We start from the raw sequence: 18,996 nt of genomic DNA on the forward strand, positions 1-18,996 counted from the left end.
TAGTTGACCACTACAACGCAGACAGTTATCCTGTTTGTTCTTGAACATCTCGTAACCTTGTGACCCATTTTCCAAAGGAAGAGTGTGAGTCATGAGGTAGGACGGATCGAGTTCACCGGCCTGGATGTGTTCGAAGATGCGCTTGACGTAGCGCTGCCCCGGCTGCTGACCCGATTTGAGTGACAGTGCCTTATTGACGATTGCGCCGATCGGAAATTTGTCCATGAAGCCGGCATAGACGCCCAGCACGGATACCGTTCCGCCCTTGCGACAGGCGCGAATGGCTTGACGCAGCGCCGCGCCTCTCTCCGTATGAAGTTTCAGCTGCTGCTTGGTGCGATCATAAATATCCTCCAGCATATGCTCCGAATGCGCTTCCATACCGACGCAGTCGATACAGCGGTCGGGGCCGCGCCCGCCGGTCAAGGTCAGCAACGCCTCGTGGATATCGTGTTTCGTGTAATCCAGCCCGATGGCGCCCCCCTGTTTCTTGGCGATGTGCAGGCGATCCGTGAAGCGATCGATGGCGATGACTTGTTCGGCGCCCATGAGATAGGCGCTCCTGATGGCCATTTGCCCAACGCCACCGCAGCCCCAGACCGCCACCGTGTCACCGGGCTCGATATCGGCGATGTCCGCCCCGTAGTAGCCGGTGGGCACGGCATCGGAAACGAAGAGCGCCTGGTGATCGGGCACCCCTTCCGGCACTTTGAATAGGTTGACGTCCGCATAGGGTACTCTCACGTAGGTAGCATGACTGCCGGCATAGCCACCGAAGGCGTGGCTATAGCCGAAGATCCCCGTACAAGCATGCCCATAGAGCGTTTGGGTCAACTCCGGGTTGGGGTTGGAGTTGTCGCAGCAGGAAAAGGCCTGCTGCCGACAGTGCTGACAATTGCCACAACCCAGGATCGAGATCGCAATGACCCGATCGCCACGGCTGAATTGAGAGACGGAGCGTCCAGCTTCGACGACTTCTCCCAGGAATTCGTGGCCAATTACGTCCCCGGCATGCATCGAGGGTACCAGGCCATTGAGCAAATGCAGGTCCGATCCGCAAACCGATGACAGCTTGACCCGGACGATGACATCACGAGGATTGAGCAATTCGGGATCGGGCAGCGTTTCGACACTGAGTCGGTCGACGCCCTGCCAAGTCAATGCGCGCATGTAATACCTCCCTGTATCAGGCCAGGCGAAAAGTATCAGGCCAGATGGAAACGAGAGGTCGTGACCTCGCCGGTTTCCACCAGTTGCTTGAAACGTCGTAAATTCTCGTTCAGCAGTTGCGACGCTCCTCCTCGGGACCACTTGTCTATCACATATCCCAAGCGTCCCTTGGGCGGTTCATAGGTCACATAACCCTGTATTTCCGTACCTAGTTTTCCAGGCGCTTCACGGAAGCGGATCCAGCCGGAAAAGGGTGGAAGTGTCTCGGATTCGGCCACCCAGGCGATGTATTCGCCCTCTCGTTCTTCAACGACACGAACCGTGACGCCGCTCATCGAAGGAGTCTGATCCAGAGTCCATCGCGAAGTGTGATCGTCGATGATTTCGACGTTCATGGAGGGAACCAGAAAGGTGGTCAGGTTTTCTGGGGTACGCCAGAATCGATAAAGCTCACTGCGAGGCTTGGCAACGGTAACGCTATGCGACACGGCTCTGGCGGCTCGCCAATTCTGCTGCCTGGCAACTTGTTTCTCGTGGGGAGACTCAACGAGTGCGCCTTTGATTCGGCATTCTCCCTTCACCGCCCGGTAAAGCAACATGCCTGAAACGATGGCTTGTCCCCATCCGCCTATACCGCCTTTTTTCAAGCCCCGTCCCATACCCCACAGGCCGCCACACAGAGAAATCCAGCGTTCGGCTCCCTTAACTTCAGCCGTGTATTGCTTTTTGGTATGCGTGAGCTTGCTCTGAGATTCTGAAGACATGTTCCTTTCCATCCTGATTCGAGCTATTGGGGTTCAATATAAGCATCCATAAGACGCTGGGTCGGCCCGTTTTGTATTCAAGATAGATGGACAAGTTACTCTTTATGAATTTAAGCGTGCGTGTAAATTAAACCAGATCAACATCCAATTCCTCTGCGCAAAATCTTTTTAAATCAAACCAGTAGAAAACTCGCAATCCATTTAATCCAGAGCAATTATCAAAAGCATACAAAAACCAACATAACTTTGTCCCTTTCGCTTTCCGCTTATCGGTCCAGGTACTATCGTGAAACAGGCAGCAAAGCCAAGTGGCCAATCAAAGGAGATGGATTATGGCTCGCGACAATCAGAATCCAGGCAATTTTCAGAATGACCGGGAGAAGGCTTCTGAAGCTGGCAAAAAGGGAGGTCATATTGGAGGAAAGCATAGCGGCGGGAATTTCAAGAATGACCCCCAGAAGGCTTCCGAGGCCGGCCGCAAAGGTGGCAAGAGCCAGGGACATTGAGCCACTGAGCGGCCCCGTGTGGCCCAGCGTCAGGCTGGGCCACATCGCTTTGTTCTCTCATTCCTCTCATCGGGTCTGCTAAAGGAAGGTCATTTCCGGTGACTCCACCAATCAAGGCTGACACCATGCAAAAAGAGCATCGTGCCGTTTATGACGGGGAAAAACGGCTAGTCGGAAAAGTCCTCCGAGATGAAAACTTGCAGAGCGTCTTCTTGGAGGCAGAGAATGGAGAAACGTATAGCGTTCCCAATCAGTACCTCATTCGTCAAGACGAGCATTGGATTTTGACGGAACCGCTATCCAAGTTCTCCAAAGTTGAGCCCCCTTCTCATCGCGAGGAGCAACAGCGCGTCGACGAGATGAGCGCGGACAGCTTCCCAGCCAGCGATCCACCCGATTACACCCTAGGCAAGAATGAGACCGACAGGTAGTTGTTGTTAGGTAATGGAACTAAAAGGCCCTCGTTCGAGGGCCTTATGAGTTCATTTTCCTTCATCAACCTGCCTTTTTGTTCACGTTCTTTTTCGCTAGCTGCGTCAGTTTGTCATCGGTGGCCTTTTCCTCTTTGAGAGTCTCGGCCAGGATATCTTTCGCTTCCGTGTAGCCGAGTTGCTCAGCCAGCGAACACAGGGTGCCATAGGCGGCAATTTCGTAGTGCTCCACCTTCTGTGCCGCGCCGATCAAGCCAGCGTCCAGGACCGGCCCTTTTTCCGCGCTCTCGATGAGATCCTGGGCTTCTTCGATCAGACTTTCCATCCCATAGCATTTAATACGCTTGATACGAACATCGGGAATCGTATCGGCAGCTTTCTCGAGCCGTTCCACCTGGCCACGGGTTTCCTCGAGGTGCTCCTTGAAGGCGTCGGCTAGCTTGCCGTCATCTGCGGCACGTGCCAGTTTAGGGAGCGCACGCGTGATTTGCTTTTCGGCACTATTGATGTCCGATAGAAGATGAATAAAAAGGTCATTCGCATCTTTAACTACCATGTCACACTCCTTCCTGTCGTTACGCATCACCTAGTAGGCGCGCACGAAAAATTGCGGGACTTTGCCAAGCTTTAACGCTCGCTTCGTCTGCGTTCCATTTCGTACCCGTCATTGCAAGACGACCGTCAAAGCAAAAACCAATACCGTCTCCAGCCTAGCTGCAAACGTCGGAGATACAGGTCGATAGACGTTTCGATGGTTAACACGCATCAAAGGATGAAAAGAAAGGGTTTCCTGCGTAGGAGTGGGAGCAGGACATGGTTTTCAAACTAAGCATTGCTTTTCAAAATAAGCATAGTGTGCGATGAGCTGCCCGCACCGTAAGAGTAGTGGGCACGTCGCACACTGTACACACTGTAAGAAGGGTCTCTGGCTTTAGCTGGGCGCCTCCAGCAACGCCTCCAGCGCCTTCCCATCCAATGAATCGGTGGAGAGATCGAGCAGCCGCGCGAACGTCGCACCGGCGCTATCCATACGCTGAATGCCACGCGTGGTATCGAACGGCAACTCGATGCCCTGACGGACGCCAGCGCCGTGGAAGATCGCGACGCCATGGTTGGAGGCGAACGCCGTGCTTGCGGTCGGCACCTGCGGACCGTGGTTGGCCCCGGGCGTGGTGACCTCGGCCACGGTATCGCCATGCGCATTGCTGCCCCAGACGAAACCCGGCGCATAGGCGAACAGCACATCGCCCGCCCGCTCGCCCCAGTAGCCCAGTACGCTGGCCTCCTGCTTCTTCACTGCCAGCGCGACCACGTTGCGCTCGCCATCCGGTGTATCGACATACCAGGTGGTCAGTGCCTTGAGAATCTGGGTCTTCACGCTTTCGATGCGCTCGGGCGCGACGAGATCGCGATTGACGAAGATTTCCAGACCGCCGCGCTCATCCTTGAGAAAGGCCTGGCTGCGGGCTGCCTCGGGCCGGCCCTGCGCATCGATCGTGCACAGGTCGAACTCCGCCAACCGCCTGTGGATATCACAGAAATGGCCATTGGGCACATCGCCGTGATCAGAAGCCAGCACCACCACGGTGTCGTCGCCACAACCGGCGAGCGCGCGGCCCACGGCATCGTCGAGAATCCGGTAGGAGCGGCGGATTACTTCCAGATAGCGCTGGTGATCGTCTGCCCGGTAGAACTTCGATTCCGGATCGCACTGGGCCAGGCAGGTGTGATGCGTCTCGTCGTTCAGGCGGAAGACGGTGGCGAAGAGCGAGAAGTCTTCTTCGTCGAGCAGCGTCAAGGCGCTATCGACCAGCCACTCCAGCTGATAGCGCCCCTCGTCGAAGCTGGTCTCGAAGTAGCGGGTATCGGGATCCGCCGACACCGCCCATTTGGAAATGAACGGCCCGTGACGCTCGATCAGGCGGCGGGCGATCTCGGGTTGGGTACTGGTCGCCGCCGGCGCCGTGATCTGAGACTGCAACAGGTCGAGCTGGCCGGATGCGGGGTCGAAGGCCAGCAGCTTGAAGCGCACTTTCGGCCCCGATTCGTCACCGATCCCGATCGGCAACCAGTCGCTCCAATCGCCAACCGCCAGCGAGGCCCGGCTACCCTGCAAGCTCATCTCGAGCTGCGCGCCATCGGGGCTCAGCGTTACCGCTACCGGCTCGCCGCGATGCGCGGGAATCAACGCCACGAAGTCGTCCCCGCTGCGCTCGACGGCGAAGCGGTTATGCTTCTGGTGATGCGCCAGCGTGCCCTTCGGCGGCCAGCCCAACGCCTCCCTTTGTGGTGGATGGGTCCACTGCTCGAGATGCGTGCTATGCAGACAGGCCGGCGCCAGCTCCATCGGTGCCGGACCGGCCCCCGTCCAGAACGGCGCGAAGCAGAGGTCGTCCTTCCCGGTCGGCTTGAGGCTTTCAGGGAAGTGCACCAGCGCGCTCTTGTGGCCGGCTTCGGCCATCAGTTCCAGCAGATGGCCGGTACCGCTCGGCGAGATGCGCTGCCCCACCCAGCTGGTGCCCGGGGCCTGCCCGGTCAGAAAGGTGACGAAATTGGTATCGCCCCAGGTCGAGATATAGGGCAGCAGGCGGGTGTAGCCGCCCTCGGCGCGCATGCGCTGGATGTTGGGCAGCACGCCCTCGGCGCAGAAGCGTTCGACGAGTTCGGGTATCAGGCCATCGACGCCCAGCAGCAGGATCTTGCGGTTCCGACTCATGAAAATCTCCTGTGGGCGCGGATTATTGGATTCTGTAACGATCGATGATCGAGCGATCAATCTCGATGCCCAGTCCCGGCTTGTCGAGCACCTCGACGCAGCCGTTGGCATTGAGCTGGAATTCGCCGCCAATCAACTCCTGGCGGAACGGATGGGCGGACTGATCGTATTCGAGCATCGGTTCGTCGGGCGTCAGCGATAGCGGTTGCGGCGGCAGCGTGGCGATGAACTGCACCGCCGCCGCCAGCCCGATACCGGTACCCCAGACATGGGGGATCAACGGTACGTGCCAGGCCTGGGCCATGGCGGCGATCTTCTGGCACTCGGTGAGTCCGCCGGCGGCGCCGAGGTCGGGCTGGATCACGTCCAGCACGCCTTCGCTGATCAGATCGCGATAACCGATCTTGGTGTACTCGTTCTCGCCGGCGGCGATCCAGGTGCGGGAGATGCCCTTGAGTTCGCGATAACCGTGGCGGTTTTCCGGGCTCAGCGGCTCCTCGAACAGATGCACCCGCGTCTCTTCGAGCTCCATCAGGATGCGCCGCGCCGCCGGCACGCTGTAGGCGCAGTTGGCGTCCATCATCAGCGCGATGTCGTCACCCACCGCTTCGCGCACCGCACGCATGTCGCGAATGTCCGCCTCGATGCCGAAGCCGGTCTTGAGCTTCATCGCCCGGTAGCCATTGGCCTGGTGGCGCAGCGCTTCCTCGACCACTTCCTCGGGGTAGCGGCCGTCCTCGCGACGGTAGAAGCCGGTGGCGTAGGGGCGAATCTCGGTGCGAAATGCGCCGCCCATCAGGCGATGAATCGGCTGGCCCAGCGCCTTGCCGGCGAGATCCCACAGCGCGATGTCGATCGCGGCGATGCCGAACAGCGCCGCCCCTTTCTGACCGTAGGGCCGGGTGTGGTTGTACATCGTTTCCCACAGCACCTCGCGGTCGAAGACCGAGCGCCCGATCACCAGCGGCTTGAGCGCATGCTCGACCATCGCCTGGGCGACCTGTGGCGGCTGCAATCCATGGTTGATGCATTCGCCCCAGCCCACCAGGCCATCATCGGTATGAATTTCCACCAGCATCGCCGTGCGCCGATGCACCCAGCCCTGGGAGAACGAAAACGGTTGCTCCAGCGGCGCGGCGAGGACGTGAGTCTTGAGGTCAGTAATGATCATGGCAAGAAATCGCTCTGCGAAGGGTAGTGTCGGCGAAGTCGAAAAAACCGAAGGCGTCGATGCTCATGCGCGGCTGCTCGAGGAGGGTACGGGTTGGCGACATGCCGCCATCCTGGATCGCCAATCGAGCACACCCGCTACCGCCGTCCAGATCAGGAACAGCCCGATCAATACGAACAGCGTCGTGGCGATGCCGCTATGGGTGAAGAACGAGAGGAAGTCACCACGCGAAATCAGCAAGCCCCGGCGTAGCGAACTCTCCAGCGCCGGTCCCAGAACCATGCCGATGACCAGCGGTGCCAACGGGTAACCGCCCCGGCGCAGGACGTAGGCAAGAATGCCGGTCAACGCCGCGACCACCAGATCCAGCGGATTGCCGCGCACCGAGACCGCACCGATGAAGCTGAACATCACGATGCCGCCCATGACGAAGCCCAAGGGCATCTTGAACAGGTAGCGGAACAGGCCGATGGAGGGTTTGCTGAGAATCAGCATGGCCACGTTGACGATGATCAGCACCACGAACAGCGCATAGACCGTCTGTGCCTGGTCGACCATCAGGCGCACGCCGGGCGTGATGCCATGGATCACCATCGCGCCCATCATCATTGCCGTGACCACATCGCCGGGGATGCCCAGCGCCAGGGTGGGAATGAAGGCGCTGCCGGTCACCGCATTGTTGGAGGACTCCGAGGCGATGATGCCGTCCGGCTCGCCCTTGCCCAGATTGGCCCGGCGCGGCGACAACTTCTGCGCCGAGGCGTAGCTGATGAAAGCCGCCGCCGCCGCCCCGGTGCCCGGCAAGGCGCCGACGAAACTACCGATGAACGAGCCGCGCACCAGCTCGATCAGACGACGGCCGATCTCGCGCAAGCTCGGGAAGCGCAGCCGCGCCTCGGGAATGGCCGCGGCTTCCTCGTCTCGCGCCGAAAAACGGATGAAAACCTCGGACAGCGCGAAGGCGCCCACCACGACCGGGATCAGATCCAGGCCCGAACTGAGCGCGTAGGAGCCGAAGGTAAAGCGATCGGCACCGGTGATCGGATCGCTGCCGACCATCGAGAAGAAGAACCCCATCATCCCGCACACCAGCCCCTTGAGCAGACTGCCGCGGGAGATTCCGACGATACACAGCATCGCCAGACAGACCAGGGCGAAAACCTCGATCGAGCCGAAGTTCACGGCGAATTTCGCCAGTTGAGGCGCGCAGAAAATCAGCAATACGCAAGAGAGCACGCCGCCGAAGAACGAGGCGAAGGTGGCCCAGCCCAGCGCTTCGTCGACGCGGCCCTGTTGGGTCATCGGATAGCCATCGAAGGTGGTCGCCGCCGACTGCGGCGTGCCCGGCGTATTGATCAGGATCGCCGTGATCGAACCGCCATAGACCGAGCCGCAGTAGACGCCGATCAGCAGCGCCATGCTGGTAATGACATCCATGCCGAAGGTAAACGGCAGAAAGATCGTCAACCCGACCACCGACCCCAGCCCGGGCAGACCGCCGATGACGATGCCGGCCCAGGTGCCGATCACGATGGCGAGCAGCGCCTGCCAGGTGAAAGCGTCACCCATCGCTGCCAGAATCATGTCCATCTCAGATCACTCCATTCGTGAGCAGCGCCGGCAACCGGATCATCAGCACGTGGTGAAACAGGAACCACAAACCGCCACCGATCACGATCGTGCCCAGCAGCAGCGGCAACGGCCGCTGAATACGAAACAGCCAAAGCGTCAACGCCACCAGCGGCAACGCCGGGATCAGAAAGCCGAGGCTCGCCGTGGCGATCGCGGCGACCAGCACCGCGGCCATCAACAGCGGCAGAGGCGTCAGCGTCGCGTGCTTTACCGGGACGCGGCGGATCAACTCGCCGATCAGGATCGCCAGCGCCACGGCGCACCAGATCGTCAGTACGATGCGGGGAACCAGCATGGCGTTATCCGGCCCCTGCCACGCGGTAATCGATAGACCGGCGCCAGCCAGCAACAGAGCCAGCGCGGTCAATACTCGAGGATGGATCAAGGATGCGAACATGGATCGCGGCTCCTGAGAGATCGAGAGAACAAGGGTTCGAAAGAACGGGTTACGGCGTCAGGCCAGCGTCCTTGAGCACCTGCTTGTTGGCCGCGAAGCGCTTTTGCACGAACGCCTCGAAATCCTCCGGCCCGAGATAGGCGATATCCGCCTTGGCCTTGTCGGCGAATGCCTTGAACTTGTCCGATTCGACCGTCGCCTTGCACGCCTCGGCATACTGCTGAGTGCGCTCCTCGGAAATTCCCTTCGGCGCGACGACGCCCTGCCAGACGGCGAAGTCCAACGCCGGCAGGCCGAGTTCCTGCATCGTCGGCACGTCGGGATACCCCTCGACACGATGATCGGCGAAGACTGCCAGCGGGCGCAGGTCGTAGTTTTCGAGGATGGTCTCGGTATCGGCCATGATCTGGATCTCGTTGCCGGCCAGTGCATTCATCGCCGGGCCGGAACCGCTGTAGGGCACGTGCTCCGCCTTGAGATCGCTGTTGACAGTCAATGCCGCCATAGCGAGGTGAGGCAACGTACCGGGGCCGGAAGAGCCATACAGGAAGGGATATTCCTGCGATTCCTCGACCAGTTGCTTGAACGACTCGATATCGGAGGATTTCGAGACCATCAGGAACATCGGATTGGAAACGGTGCGGCAGATGTAGGTGAAGCTGTCCGAGCCATAGGGCAGCTTCTTCAGCGAAGGCTGGATCGACAGCGCACCGGCGGGTTCGTAGCCGATGATGTTGGGGTTGCCTTCGCTGTTGGCGACCTCCGCCGTACCGACCGTGGCGCTGGCGCCGGCCACGTTACGTACCACCGAGGTGACGCCCAGCTGCTGCGAGAAGATCGGCTCGAAGCTGCGCGCGACGATGTCCGTGGCGCCACCCGCCGCGAACGGCACGATGATGTCCAGATTGTCGGCAGCCACCGCCGAATGGGTTGCGCCGATCAGCGCGAGGGCGGCCAGCGAATAACGCAATGATGTCATGGTTAGCTCCATTTTTTCGTAGCGCTGCGAAATCGGCGGAAAACAGAACACTTGGCTGTCGTCATCAGACTTGTGGGCGCTCTTCCGGTCTGGTTCGAACTCTTGCTCTCGCCTAAGCCTTTAGGCGAATAACGGATGCCCGCCGAGATGGATTAGAATCGTAGCGCTACGATTTTGACCGGACAATCGCTGCCAATCGTCCATTCGTCGTAGCCTTAGACCAAAGGACAAGTAGCCGCGCCGACACGGCAGAGCGTTGCTTCAACCCGGACCGTAGCTGGAGAGAATGACGAAACGTCGCCGTAGACTGGATACCCAAGCTCTGTCTGAAAAATCGACGAGCGATAGCCAGACAAGGCAAAAATCGGCGAAAAAACGGAGTTTACGCGGAGTAAATGAGCATTTTGAGTCGATTTTTAACGCCGTATGGGTGAGCGCAGACATTTTTCAGACAAAGCGTAGCGAACGGCATCGACACGAAAGCAATGACATTCATACGTTTATCAGCGAGACACCGGGTGCGAGGACCGATATACCCCGGTGATCGCGAAGGAAGGGGCCAGAAGCCGTGGCAAGAAGCAGACGCAGTTCCCAGCGCGTGACCATGGGCGAAGTCGCCCAGTTGGCCAACGTTTCGCCGAGCACGGTATCGCTCTACCTGCGTCGTCCCGATGAGGTCTCCCCCCGGCGCGCCGAAAAGATCCAGTCGGCCATCGACCGGCTGGGCTATCTGCCGAATACCATGGCTGGCGGGCTGGCCTCGTCGCGCTCCAACGTGATCGGCGTGCTGGTGCCGACCATCACCAACTCGTTCTTCTCGGAAACGCTCGAAACTCTGGAGCGCCATCTGCGTAGCGCCGGTTATCAACTGTTGATCGGCAACACCGAATTCGACGACTCCCGGGAAGAAGAGCTGATCCGCTCGCTCCTGAGCTGGAACCCTGCCGGCCTGGTGCTGACCGGCTTTCTGCACAACCGCAAATCGCTATCGGTGCTCACCAACAACGACACGCCCATCGTCGAAATGTGGGACTACGGCCAGCCGGGGCTGGACATGGTCGTGGGCTTTTCGCATCACACCTGTGGACGCTTAGTGGCCGAACACATGTTGCGCCAGGGCCGGCGCCGGATGGCCTTCGTCAGCACCAACTTCCAGCGTGACGTGCGCGCCCGCGACCGCTATCACGGCTTTCGAAATGCGGTCGAGGCCGCCGGCGGCACCGTCGAGCTACGTGAGCTGAGCGGACGCAGCCACGCCGAGGAGACGGGCCATCTGACACAGGCACTGATGCAGGCCCACCCCGAGATAGAAGCCATCGGCTGTTCCAACGACATGGTAGCGCTTGGCGTACTGTGCGAATGCCAGCGCCAGCGCTGGGAGATCCCCGGCCGGCTAGCCCTCGCCGGCTTCGGCAATCTGGATTTCACCACCAGCACCGTCCCGCCGCTGACCACCGTCGAGCCACCGCGTCGGGAAATCGGCCAGCACACCGCCCGATTGCTGCTGTCACGACTCAAGGGGGAGCTGCCGGAAAGCGATAAACGGCTGGACCTGGGGGTAAGACTGGTGGAGCGGGAGAGTGCATGACGATCCGGGGTGGGAGGCACCATGGCGTCGAGTTACGCGACAGTGGCTGCGCAAGATTCTACAGCATCGCATAGCCAATCATGAACGCGAATGAAATTGAGAAGAATTATCATTATTGACTGACAGGTGTGTCCTCCGGATAATCCTCGAGCCCGCCATAAAAAACCGCGGGCATATAAGAAGAGATCATTCACTTTCGGGGACACCACGATGAGCGGTCGCAATCGCACGATCGTGAGCCGCGAGAAACCGTCATGGTGTCATCACACCACCACGGCGATTCTCTGCGGTTCAGCACTATTCACCATTCCCGCGCTCGGAAACGCGCAGCAGACAGGGAGCGACGATGGGGCGTACCGCCTATCTCCCGTTATCGTCAACGCTCAGGCAGCGCCTGACGACGACGCCGATACCGTCGTGGCGCGGGAGCTGTGGGTAGGCGGGAAGGTCGCTACCAGCATTCAGGACACGCCCGCTTCCGTCTCGGTGATTACCCAGAAAGAGATCGAACAGCGAGACGCCAAGACCACTGAAGAAGTCCTGCAGTACACCCCCGGCGTCGTCACCGATTATTACGGCACCGATGACCGTAACGACTATTTCCAGATTCGCGGCTTTCAGGCCACGACCTATCGCGACGGGATGACGCTGGGCTCCATGCGTGGCGTGCGTGAAGATCCATACGCCTACGAGCGCATCGAGGTGCTGCGCGGCTCGAACTCGACGCTATTCGGCCCCGCTGACCCGGGCGGATCGGTCAACTTCGTCAGCAAGCGACCACGATTCGAGCGCTTCGGCAACGGCTTTCTCTCCTACGGATCGTTCGATCACAAGGAAGCCGGCATCGATGTCGGCGATGTCCTGGATTCCGACCAGACACTGGCCTATCGCTTCACCGGAAAGATTCAGGACAGCGACCGAGAGTACGATCACTCGAAGGATAACAGTGGTCTTTTGATGGGCGGCCTGACGTGGGAACCGACGGATCAAACCACGGCAACGCTGATCGTCGACTATCTCAACCGAGACGACACGCCCAATAGCGGCGGCTATCCGCTCGACCGAGAGTATGACCGCGACGACTTCTTCGGCGAGCCCGGCTTCAACGATCAAGACGTCGATCGCACTAGCATCACCGGCCAGCTGCGCCACGACTTCGAAAACGGCCTGACGCTGAGCACGAACCTGCGTTATAGCGATCTCAAGGATGACTTTCAGTACGTCTATATCAACGATGTCGCTGCGCGCACCAGCACGGTGGTGAACCGAGACTATTTCGGTACCGATACCGAAGCTCACGAGTTCATCGGCAATACCATCCTGCAGTACGATGCCAGCTTCGGCGAGATCGACAGCAGCACCCTCGGTGGTATTGAGTACCGCGACGCCTCGACTGATAGCCAGTCGATCTACGGGAATGCGGAACCCATCGATATCACCAACCCGGTTTATAGTGGCGGTCCCGAAGACCTGACGCCCTACCGGTACGAAAACCAGGATTACCAGACTCGTTCGGTCTTCCTGACGCAAAATCTCTCTTTCTATGATCGCTTCGTGGTCAGCGCCGGCGTACGCAACGACTCGATGGATCTCTCGAGCGAGGGGGAATCCTACGGCGCCGCTTTCGACGACAGCGACGATTTCTCGGAGACCACCGTGCGTGGCGCACTGACCTATATCGTCAACGACGAACTCTCCACTTACGTCAGCTACGTAGAGTCGGTCGCACCGCCCACCATTGGCGTCACGCCGGAGCGCGGCAAGCAGCAGGAGATCGGTCTGAAATACTCGCCCGACGGGATGAACGCCCAGTTTTCTGCGGCGATCTACAACCTGGAAAGAGACGACGTGACCATCGCCGTAGTGCAGGACAATGGTGCCATCGACCAGCAAACCATCGGAACGTCCCGGGCGCGCGGTCTCGATCTCGAGGCCAAAGCCGAGCTGACCGATAATCTGAGCATCGTCGGCGGTTACTCCTATCTGGATACGGAGGTCGAAGAGGGCACGCTGCGTGATGGCACCTCGATCAAGGGCAACGATTTCGCCATCGCTCCGAAACACACCGCGATGCTCTGGGGTTACTACACGCTGCCGGGCGAGAAGATGAGCGTCGGTCTGGGCGCCCGCTACACCGATGGCTACTACTTCGATGCCGCCAATACCTCGAAGAGCGATTCGGCAACGCTGTTCGACGCCGCCTTCGACTATCGGATCGTCCAGAACACCGACTTCACGATCAACGTCAGCAATATCTTCGACGAGCAGCACGTCGTCGGCTCCGGCACGGCCAACTACTACAACCCGGGCCGCGAGATTCGGGCGAAAGTCAGCTACCACTGGTAACGCCAACGATAGCGTTTTAACGTCCTCGAGCGGTCGAGATCGCTCGGGGGGAGTGCTCGTACTTCTACCGTATACGTCGCCTTCGGATTTCCAGTTATAGCGACGCTGCAGAGCGTGCTGACACACAAAACGGCCGGACCTTGTGGCCCGGCCGTCTTCAATGGCGAGACTTGGCTACTGGCTGGCTTGCGACGGATAGCGGTGCATCAGATCCAGCAGGACGCCGTTGGTCCAGCCGAACCCGTCGACGACATCATATTCACCGCCGCCGCCCACGGCGGGGTCGACCACGTCGTATTTTTCGACCAGCTTGCCGGTCTGTTGGTAGACCGCGCGATTGGTTTCGATCCAGCGCCGGGCGATGGTTTCGGCCAGGTCGTCGTGTCCGTAGCGGTCGAGACCGGAAACCGCCAGCCACTGCAGCGGCGCCCAGCCATTGGGCGCATCCCACTGTTCGCCGGTGTTATGCGTGGTGGTGACCATGCCCCCGGCGCGCAGCAGCTCGCGCCGCACCGTCTCGGCCGTGGCATCGGCCTTGGCCGGGTCGGCAACGCCAAACGCCAGCGGATAGACCATGGCCGCTGAAATCGCGTTGGTCAGATGCCCCTCCCGCCAGTCGTAATCGGTGTAGTAACCCCCGTCAGGTTGCCAGAAGACCCGGTTGATCGCGCTTCGACGCTGTTCGGCCAGCGCCTCGAAGCGTGCCGCCTGGGAGTCATCGCCCTGGACCCGCCACGCGTGCGCCAGGGTGCGTTCGAGCTGGTACAGCAGCGCGTTGAGATCCACCGGCAGGATATCGCGGGTTTCGATGGTGGTCTGGTGCTGGCCATCGGCCATCCAGCGCGAGCTGAAGTCCCAGCCACTTTCGGCAGCGGCTCGTAGATGGCCGTACAGTTCGGGAGCCGGCCGGTCGCTACGCGCGGCCAGCTCGCGTTCGGCGGCGTAGGCTTCCGGCCGGGGCCAGTTCTCGCTTCCGTGATAGCGATTGAGCAAGGTGCCGTCGGCCAGTCGAACCACGTGCTCACGTACCTCGCCGGGGCCGATTTCATCGGCGCCGCGCATCCAATAGTCGTGTTCCCGCATCAATTCGGGCAGATAGCGGCGATAGACGGCTTCTCCGTCATGCTCCGCCAGCAGCGCTACCATCGGGGCGAAGAATGGCGGCTGGCTACGCGTCAGAAAATAGGTCCGCGTACCGTTGGGCACGAACCCGTAGGTGTCGATCAGCCAGGCGAAGTTGTCGACCATGTCGCGCACCAGGCCGAAGCGGTCGCTGCGCGCCAGGCCCAACATGGTGAAGTAGCTGTCCCAATAGAACATCTCATTGAAGCGTCCGCCCGGCACCACGTAGGGTTCGGGCAGCGAGACCAGGCTGCTCCAGGGGCCTTCGTCGGTGTCCGCCGGATCCCGTGTCAGATAGGGCCACAGATTGATGATGTGGCTCTCGATCGAGGTATCGGCCGCCTCGCTAAGGCGCGTTTCGTTCTCCGGGCGCGGATCGAAGTTGGCATCGACGAAGGCTTGCAACCGGGCCTTGTCGATTTCCCCCTCCTGCTGCTGCAGCCGTTCGAAGTCGGCCACGATGGCCGCGGGGTCGCGCTTGGGCACCAGATCGACCACCGACTTGCCATCTGGGTAGAGCTGCGCCATGGCGACGGCCTCCATCACCGGCCCCCAGGTACGATCCGGGGACTGCCTGGAGGTCTTGGCAGGCGCCTCTTGCGTCTCTTGCGCCGGTTCCCGTTCGATGCCCTGCGTGCCGCAGCCGCCCAGCAGCAGCGCCGTCAGCAGTAACGTGGTCCACCCCAGCCTCACCTGCCGATAATTCCCAAGCCATTCCATTGTCACGCTCCTCACGGCCATGTGTCGGAAGTCAGTGTCGGAAGTCATAGCTAGCCAGACTTCATCGACGAAGCCCATGCCGCTTTCGAGGTATGGCGTGTCCGAATGAAAAACGCCCCGATCATGGATCGAGGCGTTCCGAGAACAGAGATTCGAATGCCCGCCCAAGGGTTACAATGCCCCGTCGGCGATGGCTCTGGCCATGGTGGGAGACAACGGCAATCGGGGCAGCAGCGTTGCCTGATAGGCGTGATAGAGGTCCGCCTTGCCGCTCCAGATTTCGCTCGAGGGGTTGTTGTGGCGGTCGAGTTCCTGCCACCAGCTGCCCCGTTCGCGATCGATCAGGAAACGATCGATGTAATCCCAGAAACGGCGGTACCAGGTTTCGTAGGTGGCGTCGCCGGTACGCTTGAGCAGCGCCGCGGCGGTGGCGGCGGCTTCGGCCAGTGTCCAGTGCATGCGCTCGTGCACCACCGGCTGGTTTTCCCAGTCGTGGGTGTAAATGAGCCCTGGCTCGCCATCGACGTTCCACGCCAGCTCGGTCGCGCTATGGAACAGGCCCTGAGCGTCTTCCAGCAACCAGCCAGGCGCCGCTTCGCCATGGCGCAGCAACCCGCCTTCGAGATGCAGCATCAACCGCGCCCATTCGAAGGCGTGACCAGGCGTGGCACCGTAGGGCCGGAACTGGTCCTTGGGCGTTTCCTGGTTGTAGTCGCGCCATTCGTTCCACTCGCTGTCGAAGTGCTCGACGACACGATAGTCGTTGGGTCTGGCGTGGGCGTGGATGATTCTGTCGACGATGGAGAGCGCACGCGCCCGCCACTTCGGCTCGTCAAGAACGTCGGCGAGTTGCAGGAAGGCTTCGGTCGAGTGCATGTTGCTGTTGCCGCCGCGATACGCCTCGTCTTCGCGCCAGTCGCGGGAGAACCCCTCGCGCATGCGCCCTTCGTCCTCGGACCAGAACCGGGTCTCGATCACGTCGATGATATCGTCCAGCAGCGGCCTGGCGTCTTCGTTGTCGGCTTGATACGCACTGGCCGCGGCAAGGGCGACGAAGGCGTGAATATAGGCCTGCTTGGTCTGCGTTTCGCCCGCCTTGGGCCGTTCGCCATACCAGCCGCCGTGCTCATCGTCGTGCAGCTCGCCTCGCAATGCCGCGACGCCGTGCGCCACCAGCGGTGCCATGCCGGGCTCGCCACGCATGGCGGCCAGCGAGAAACAGTGCGTCATGCGGGCAGTGATCATGGTGTCGGGGTTAGCATCCGATGGCAGTCGGCCGTCTTCGTCCAGCGCCGCAAAACCGCACTCGGCATGGCGCGAGGCGCGATAGAACGCCAGCAGGCGCTGGCCTTCGCTCTCAAGCCAGTGATGATGTGCCGGCCGATCCAGCCAGCTGTCCTGACGTGGCGGCAGATTGTGAGTCGTACCTGGCATGTTCGGGGCCTCCTTTTGCCCGAGAATTGCTGTTGGTGCTCGAAGACCCTGGGCGATTCCCGAGCAGGGCTCCATGACTTTCGCTCTCTTGGTGACCGCTCAACCGTTGACGATCATGCCGCCGTTGGGGTGTAGCGTCTGGCCGCTTATGAAGGACGCGTCCAGCGATGCCAGAAAGACATAGCACGGCCCCAGCTCGGACGGCTGTGCGGCCCGCCCCATCGGCGTGTCGGAGCCGAAATCTTCCAGCATCTGCGGATCGTGGGCACCCAGGGTGGCGGGCTGCAGCGGCGTCCACACCGGGCCGGGCGCGACCGCATTGACCCGAATGCCGCGCGCCACTACCTGATTGGAGAGCGAACGGGTGAAGCTGATGATCGCGCCCTTGGTGGCGGTGTAGTCGACCAGGAAATCGGGCCCGATATACGCATTGACCGAAGCGGTGTTGATGATCGAATCATCTTCTCCCTGGTACGGCAATGCCGCCTTGGTCAAATAGAACATGCCGTGAATGTTGGTGGCGAAGGTCTGTTCCCACTGGTCATCGTCGAGCTCGGTAAGATCGGTGCACACCTGCTGGGTGCCGGCGTTGTTGACCAGGATGTTGAGCCCGCCGAAGGTGTCGACGACCTGCTGGAGCGCCGAGCGGCAGAATGCGGCATCGCGAATGTCACCGGCAATCGACAGGCAACGCCGTCCTTCCGCCTCGATCAGACGCTGCGTCTCTCTGGCGTCCTCGTCCTCGCTGAGATACATGATCGCGACGTCGGCACCCTCGCGAGCAAAGTGGATCGCCGCGGAGCGGCCGATGCCGCTGTCGGCGCCGGTAATCAGAGCGATCTTGCCCTCCAGCTTGCCGCTGCCGCGATAGCCCGGCCGGATGAACTCCGCCGGTGGCTGCATCAAGCCTTCCTTGCCGGGTAGTGACTGCTGTTGCGCATGGATTTCGGTCTTCTTGACCATATTGGCCGCTCCTTGGCTTCGGGTTGGATACACTGACTGAATCGAGTCATCCGCGATGCAGAGCGAACGCGAGAGCGCTTGCCCATGAGCGTAGCTTTACTACGCGACGCTATCAGTCTTAGTTGAGCGCTGTTCTCTCGACAAGCCGAGCGCGATCGGAACAGGCAGCAAGCCAGACACGACCGGAACAGGCCGAACGCGAACCCGATCAAGTGCCGACGACGCCGAACACCCAACCGACCCCGGCCGTGGCGGCCATGGCCAGCACACCCCACACGACCACTCGGACGACAGCGACCCGCACGCGTGAACCGCCCACTTTGGCCGACAGGATCCCCAGCAGGCCGAGTGCCAGTAGCGAACCGATGGCGACGACCAGCGCGATCCCCTGACGAGGCGCCAGCAGCGAGGCGATGATCGGCAACGCAGCACCGGCGAGAAAGGTCAGCGCCGAGGCCATCGCCGCCTGCAAGGGTCGCGCTTCACTGACATGGCTGAAACCGAGTTCATCACGCGCATGGGCCGCCAGCGCGTCGTGGTGCATCAGCTTTTCGGCGACCTCCTGCGCCAGCGCAGAGGAGAGGCCCCGCGCTTCGTAGATATCCGCCAGTTCACGGGTTTCGAACTCATAGTTGGCAGCCAGCTCGCGACGTTCGCGCGCCAGGTCGGCGCGTTCGGTATCCTTCTGCGAGCTGACCGAGACGTACTCGCCCGCGGCCATCGACATCGCCCCGGCCACCGCCCCGGCCGCCCCTGCGGTCAGCACGCCAGCCAGTGTCGCGCCCGCCGTCGCCATGCCGATGACCAGGCTGGCGGTGGAAACGATGCCGTCGTTGGCGCCCAGCACCGCCGCTCGCAGCCAGCCCACACGATCCGAGTAGTGACGCTCCTTGGGTATGGACATCCCTGACTCCTGCCCCGGCTCCCATTTCATGACGCCTCCTACGCTTGCAGACCCAGTGCAGCCTGGTGCTTGTCGTCTTTCTCTCCTCTCATCCTAGGCTAACCCGATGGGACCGGAGAGGTTGTCTCTGGCGATGATGGGCGGTCTCAATGA

At 60.8% G+C, this 18,996-nt stretch carries 16 protein-coding genes; 4 read left to right on the top strand and 12 right to left on the bottom strand.

Going from position 1 to position 18,996, the window contains the following annotated elements:
* Together DOM57_RS15995 and DOM57_RS16000 are read right to left on the bottom strand one after the other, a co-directional pair.
* The coding region (locus tag DOM57_RS15995) for a zinc-dependent alcohol dehydrogenase (protein ID WP_110650194.1) at positions 1-1,170 on the bottom strand (1,170 nt) is incomplete at its 3' end.
* A 35-nt stretch (positions 1,171-1,205) separates the two neighbouring features.
* The gene (locus tag DOM57_RS16000; protein ID WP_110650195.1) at positions 1,206-1,934 is read right to left on the bottom strand and encodes an SRPBCC family protein; all 729 of its coding nucleotides are present in this window, start codon (positions 1,932-1,934) and stop codon (positions 1,206-1,208) included.
* Positions 1,935-2,266: 332 nt separating this feature from the next.
* Between DOM57_RS16000 and DOM57_RS16005 the strand changes: the two genes are divergently transcribed.
* A complete protein-coding gene (locus DOM57_RS16005) occupies positions 2,267-2,440 on the top strand; it encodes a con-10 family general stress protein (RefSeq protein ID WP_110650196.1) in 174 nt (57 codons plus the stop codon).
* Between the two features lie 98 nt (positions 2,441-2,538).
* The gene (locus DOM57_RS16010; protein ID WP_110650197.1) at positions 2,539-2,871 is read left to right on the top strand and encodes a hypothetical protein; all 333 of its coding nucleotides are present in this window, start codon (positions 2,539-2,541) and stop codon (positions 2,869-2,871) included.
* Positions 2,872-2,935: 64 nt separating this feature from the next.
* On the opposite strand, the gene DOM57_RS16015 is transcribed toward DOM57_RS16010, so the two are convergent.
* The 6 genes from DOM57_RS16015 to DOM57_RS16040 form a co-directional block, all read right to left on the bottom strand.
* Positions 2,936-3,427 (bottom strand): YciE/YciF ferroxidase family protein, encoded by a 492-nt coding sequence (locus DOM57_RS16015; RefSeq protein ID WP_110650198.1) that lies wholly within the window; start codon positions 3,425-3,427, stop codon positions 2,936-2,938.
* A gap of 375 nt (positions 3,428-3,802) precedes the next feature.
* The gene (locus tag DOM57_RS16020; RefSeq protein ID WP_162619566.1) at positions 3,803-5,587 is read right to left on the bottom strand and encodes an alkaline phosphatase family protein; all 1,785 of its coding nucleotides are present in this window, start codon (positions 5,585-5,587) and stop codon (positions 3,803-3,805) included.
* A gap of 22 nt (positions 5,588-5,609) precedes the next feature.
* A complete protein-coding gene (locus tag DOM57_RS16025) occupies positions 5,610-6,758 on the bottom strand; it encodes a mandelate racemase/muconate lactonizing enzyme family protein (protein WP_110650200.1) in 1,149 nt (382 codons plus the stop codon).
* A gap of 63 nt (positions 6,759-6,821) precedes the next feature.
* On the bottom strand, positions 6,822-8,348 hold the full coding sequence (locus DOM57_RS16030; protein WP_110650201.1) for a tripartite tricarboxylate transporter permease: 1,527 nt from the start codon (positions 8,346-8,348) through the stop codon (positions 6,822-6,824).
* Position 8,349: 1 nt separating this feature from the next.
* Positions 8,350-8,787 (bottom strand): tripartite tricarboxylate transporter TctB family protein, encoded by a 438-nt coding sequence (locus DOM57_RS16035; RefSeq protein WP_110650202.1) that lies wholly within the window; start codon positions 8,785-8,787, stop codon positions 8,350-8,352.
* Between the two features lie 49 nt (positions 8,788-8,836).
* Complete coding sequence (locus tag DOM57_RS16040) at positions 8,837-9,766, bottom strand: Bug family tripartite tricarboxylate transporter substrate binding protein (RefSeq protein ID WP_162619567.1); 930 nt, start codon at positions 9,764-9,766, stop codon at positions 8,837-8,839.
* Between the two features lie 568 nt (positions 9,767-10,334).
* Between DOM57_RS16040 and DOM57_RS16045 the strand changes: the two genes are divergently transcribed.
* Entirely contained in the window at positions 10,335-11,354 is a 1,020-nt protein-coding gene (locus tag DOM57_RS16045) for a LacI family DNA-binding transcriptional regulator (protein ID WP_162619568.1), read from the top strand.
* A 210-nt stretch (positions 11,355-11,564) separates the two neighbouring features.
* The gene (locus DOM57_RS16050; protein ID WP_110650205.1) at positions 11,565-13,700 is read left to right on the top strand and encodes a TonB-dependent siderophore receptor; all 2,136 of its coding nucleotides are present in this window, start codon (positions 11,565-11,567) and stop codon (positions 13,698-13,700) included.
* A gap of 174 nt (positions 13,701-13,874) precedes the next feature.
* Here the strand turns inward: DOM57_RS16050 and treA are convergent, their stop codons facing one another.
* The 4 genes from treA to DOM57_RS16070 form a co-directional block, all read right to left on the bottom strand.
* Positions 13,875-15,542: an alpha,alpha-trehalase TreA gene (gene treA / locus DOM57_RS16055; RefSeq protein ID WP_162619569.1), complete on the bottom strand. Its 1,668-nt coding sequence runs from the start codon at positions 15,540-15,542 to the stop codon at positions 13,875-13,877.
* Positions 15,543-15,713: 171 nt separating this feature from the next.
* On the bottom strand, positions 15,714-16,976 hold the full coding sequence (locus DOM57_RS16060) for a D-mannose isomerase (RefSeq protein WP_110650207.1): 1,263 nt from the start codon (positions 16,974-16,976) through the stop codon (positions 15,714-15,716).
* Between the two features lie 99 nt (positions 16,977-17,075).
* Positions 17,076-17,939, bottom strand: coding sequence for an SDR family oxidoreductase (locus tag DOM57_RS16065; protein ID WP_110650208.1), 864 nt, complete (start codon positions 17,937-17,939; stop codon positions 17,076-17,078).
* Positions 17,940-18,147: 208 nt separating this feature from the next.
* Positions 18,148-18,843, bottom strand: coding sequence for a VIT1/CCC1 transporter family protein (locus tag DOM57_RS16070; protein ID WP_110650209.1), 696 nt, complete (start codon positions 18,841-18,843; stop codon positions 18,148-18,150).
* Positions 18,844-18,996: the final 153 nt, after the last annotated feature.

It is taken from the genome of Salinicola peritrichatus (assembly GCF_003206715.1).
GTDB classification, from domain to species: domain Bacteria; phylum Pseudomonadota; class Gammaproteobacteria; order Pseudomonadales; family Halomonadaceae; genus Salinicola; species Salinicola peritrichatus.

Coding starts and splice junctions, on each gene's coding strand:
- DOM57_RS16000 (WP_110650195.1), bottom strand. CDS start 1,934: ATGTCTTCAGAATCTCAGAGCAAGCTCACGCATACCAAAAAGCAATAC.
- DOM57_RS16005 (WP_110650196.1), top strand. CDS start 2,267: ATGGCTCGCGACAATCAGAATCCAGGCAATTTTCAGAATGACCGGGAG.
- DOM57_RS16015 (WP_110650198.1), bottom strand. CDS start 3,427: ATGGTAGTTAAAGATGCGAATGACCTTTTTATTCATCTTCTATCGGAC.
- DOM57_RS16020 (WP_162619566.1), bottom strand. CDS start 5,587: ATGAGTCGGAACCGCAAGATCCTGCTGCTGGGCGTCGATGGCCTGATA.
- DOM57_RS16025 (WP_110650200.1), bottom strand. CDS start 6,758: ATGATCATTACTGACCTCAAGACTCACGTCCTCGCCGCGCCGCTGGAG.
- DOM57_RS16030 (WP_110650201.1), bottom strand. CDS start 8,348: ATGGACATGATTCTGGCAGCGATGGGTGACGCTTTCACCTGGCAGGCG.
- DOM57_RS16035 (WP_110650202.1), bottom strand. CDS start 8,787: ATGTTCGCATCCTTGATCCATCCTCGAGTATTGACCGCGCTGGCTCTG.
- DOM57_RS16040 (WP_162619567.1), bottom strand. CDS start 9,766: ATGACATCATTGCGTTATTCGCTGGCCGCCCTCGCGCTGATCGGCGCA.
- DOM57_RS16050 (WP_110650205.1), top strand. CDS start 11,565: ATGAGCGGTCGCAATCGCACGATCGTGAGCCGCGAGAAACCGTCATGG.
- treA (WP_162619569.1), bottom strand. CDS start 15,542: ATGGAATGGCTTGGGAATTATCGGCAGGTGAGGCTGGGGTGGACCACG.
- DOM57_RS16060 (WP_110650207.1), bottom strand. CDS start 16,976: ATGCCAGGTACGACTCACAATCTGCCGCCACGTCAGGACAGCTGGCTG.
- DOM57_RS16065 (WP_110650208.1), bottom strand. CDS start 17,939: ATGGTCAAGAAGACCGAAATCCATGCGCAACAGCAGTCACTACCCGGC.
- DOM57_RS16070 (WP_110650209.1), bottom strand. CDS start 18,843: ATGTCCATACCCAAGGAGCGTCACTACTCGGATCGTGTGGGCTGGCTG.